Source organism: Steroidobacter sp., assembly GCF_016790065.1.
Taxonomy (GTDB): Bacteria; Pseudomonadota; Gammaproteobacteria; order Steroidobacterales; family Steroidobacteraceae; genus Steroidobacter.
In genome coordinates this window covers 1-2,314 of the sequence record NZ_JAEUPY010000706.1, presented here as the reverse complement: position 1 = coordinate 2,314, position 2,314 = coordinate 1, and the positions used below count along the sequence as shown (strand labels likewise).

Genomic DNA, 2,314 nt, shown 5'->3' with positions numbered 1-2,314 from the left:
GTCGATATCGGCTGGAGGGCGCAAGGATTCGTGCATAGCTGACGAGACCGAGCTTCGACGAAGTAACACGCGTGATCAGCAGGCAAGGCTCGGTGGGCGAGATCCCGAGCACTTCGCACTCTCGCTTCTTCGGCAAGGCGGCCGTGACATCCTGCCGCGCCTCGAACAACGGGCAAACGCGCTGCAAGTAGTGATTCGGTGTCTCGCTCACCAGATCGATCTGCAAATACTCGGGCGCAGCATCCGGGCGAACGTACCGATACTCGAGCTGCACGGCCTCGTCGTCGGCCAGATGCACCACGAGCGTGTGGTAGACCGTGGCGCCGCGGTCGAGCTCAAGCGCCGCAGCCGTTTCGGTGTCGCAGGTCACGGCACACTGACGCAGTACGCGACTGCTGTAACGGCGGCCGCTCTGAGCGACCTCATCGGCAATGTTACGAATCACCAGGAATGACGATCGCACACTGTCATCCGCAATAAAGCTGCCAGAGCCACGGCGACGCACGATGTCACCGGCCGCGGCCAGCCGATCGAGCGCTTTGCGAGCGGTCATGCGGCTCACATCAAACTGTTCGCTCAGCTCGTTCTCCGACGGCGCGCGGTCGCCCGGCATCCAGCTGCCACTGCGAATCCGGCGGCGAGCGAAGTGCACGATGGCCTCGAACTTCGGACGACTGTTTGGCATCGGGTTAGTCTGATGTGCCGTGCAGTTGTATATACAACCTTGATGCAAAGCCTAGCCTTGCATGCCTCGTTCGCGCAAGAACTCGCGGAAATTATCTATCGATAATCCTTCGATGCACCGCCGCTGGGCGCGGAAAGTCATGCAGGCGAATTGTTGGTGCATTCGAACGGCGCTCACTGCTGCGACCAGGCCAGCATCAAACAAATAAAGTGCGCACGAACTCCCCCACGCGAGTGCGCGACCCTGCGTGGCTGAAGGAATCGGTCGGAAGGTTTAGTGCTACTCGCTCGTTCGCTGTCCTCCCTGGGGCTTGTTGTGTTGAGCGAAGACGACCGTGTTGTCATCACGCGCCACCAGCAAAACGTCGTACGGTTGTACGTCCTCCGGCGGCGCTTCCATTCCCGGCGATCCGCGCGGCATGCCGGGCACCGCAAGGCCCTTCGCATCGGGACGTTCACGCAGGAGCCGCGCGATGTCTTCGACTGGAACATGGCCTTCGATGAAGTAGCCTCCGACCTCCGCGGTGTGACACGAGCCGACGCGCGGCGGGACACCCAGCCGCTGTTTCACCGGCGTCAGGTCCTCCGAATTCCTAACCACGACAGAGAAGCCGGCATTTCTCAGATGCTGAGCCCATACTTTGCAACAGCCGCAAGTTGCGCTTTTATGAACAATGACTTCGGGTAGCGCGGACTCGCTGGGCTTTACGCAGCCGCTCAACATCACATGAATCAGCGCAGCGAACAGCCACGCGTATTTCTTCATCGTATGCATTGGAGTAACTCCGGTCAGGCCTTCTTGACGCTGCGAGAAGACCAATGAATATGGACGATCTTCCAGCCCGCGGCCGTCCTTCGCAGCACCAACGATTCGGTGCTCACCAATTCCAGCGGCTTCGGTGCGGATTTGCCGTTGAGCCGCGATTCGCTCGCCACCCATGCAAGATCGCCGACGGTGTCTCCGCTTTGCCGTTCCAGCTTGTACGTCACGGAGCTCATGAACTTCAGATCGGAGTTCAGATGATGGGATGCGTACTCCTGTCGGGAGCGCTCAACGTTGCCGCCTTCCATGATGAGTACGTTTGGATCGAGCAACTTCTCCACCTGCGAAGCGCTGCCCGATGCGAGCCCCGCATGAAAGGCCTTGACGATAGCCAGCGGGCCATCGCTCCGCGCACGGTCCTGGTCAATCTCCGCCTCAGCCCCGCGCATGGTCCGGGATTCCTCGGTTGCGCCGTGGGCGTGTTCGGCGGGCTGACTCGTGGCAGCGTCGTGCGAATGCCCCTCCTCGCCCTCAGCCTGCTCATGCTCCCCTTCCTCCTCCATCGTTTCACCGCCACCGTGCGAGTGTCCGCCGCTGCCACGAACTTCAGCGGCATACTGTTCGGCGCTCATCGTCGGGAGTTGACTCAGCAATGCGACCAAATCCCAAACGTAGTCGTCGTCCATACTCTTGCCCCAAGCGGGCATGCCGGTCGCCTTGATACCGTGCTTGATGATCCAAAACGCGCGCGCGGGAGTCTGGCCTGCGCTCTTCGTCAAGTTGGGCGGTCGTGGGTAGAGACCGCGACTGAGTTCCGTGGCCGCCGCTCCAGGTGAAAGATGACAGCGGGCGCACATGGAGTCGTAG

Annotated in this window: 3 protein-coding genes; all 3 read right to left on the bottom strand. The window is 61.0% G+C overall.

Annotated features, from left to right (window positions below):
• A partial coding sequence (locus tag JNL55_RS29025; protein WP_293862887.1) for a UTRA domain-containing protein occupies positions 1-685 on the bottom strand: 685 nt, incomplete at its 3' end.
• A 279-nt stretch (positions 686-964) separates the two neighbouring features.
• Positions 965-1,459 (bottom strand): DUF411 domain-containing protein, encoded by a 495-nt coding sequence (locus JNL55_RS29020; protein ID WP_293862885.1) that lies wholly within the window; start codon positions 1,457-1,459, stop codon positions 965-967.
• Positions 1,460-1,473: 14 nt separating this feature from the next.
• Positions 1,474-2,314 (bottom strand): c-type cytochrome (locus JNL55_RS29015; protein WP_293862883.1); only part of this gene is annotated, 841 nt, incomplete at its 5' end.

What these genes read in the sequence shown, in the direction of transcription:
- JNL55_RS29020 (WP_293862885.1), bottom strand. Translation starts at nt 1,459, where the DNA reads ATGCATACGATGAAGAAATACGCGTGGCTGTTCGCTGCGCTGATTCAT.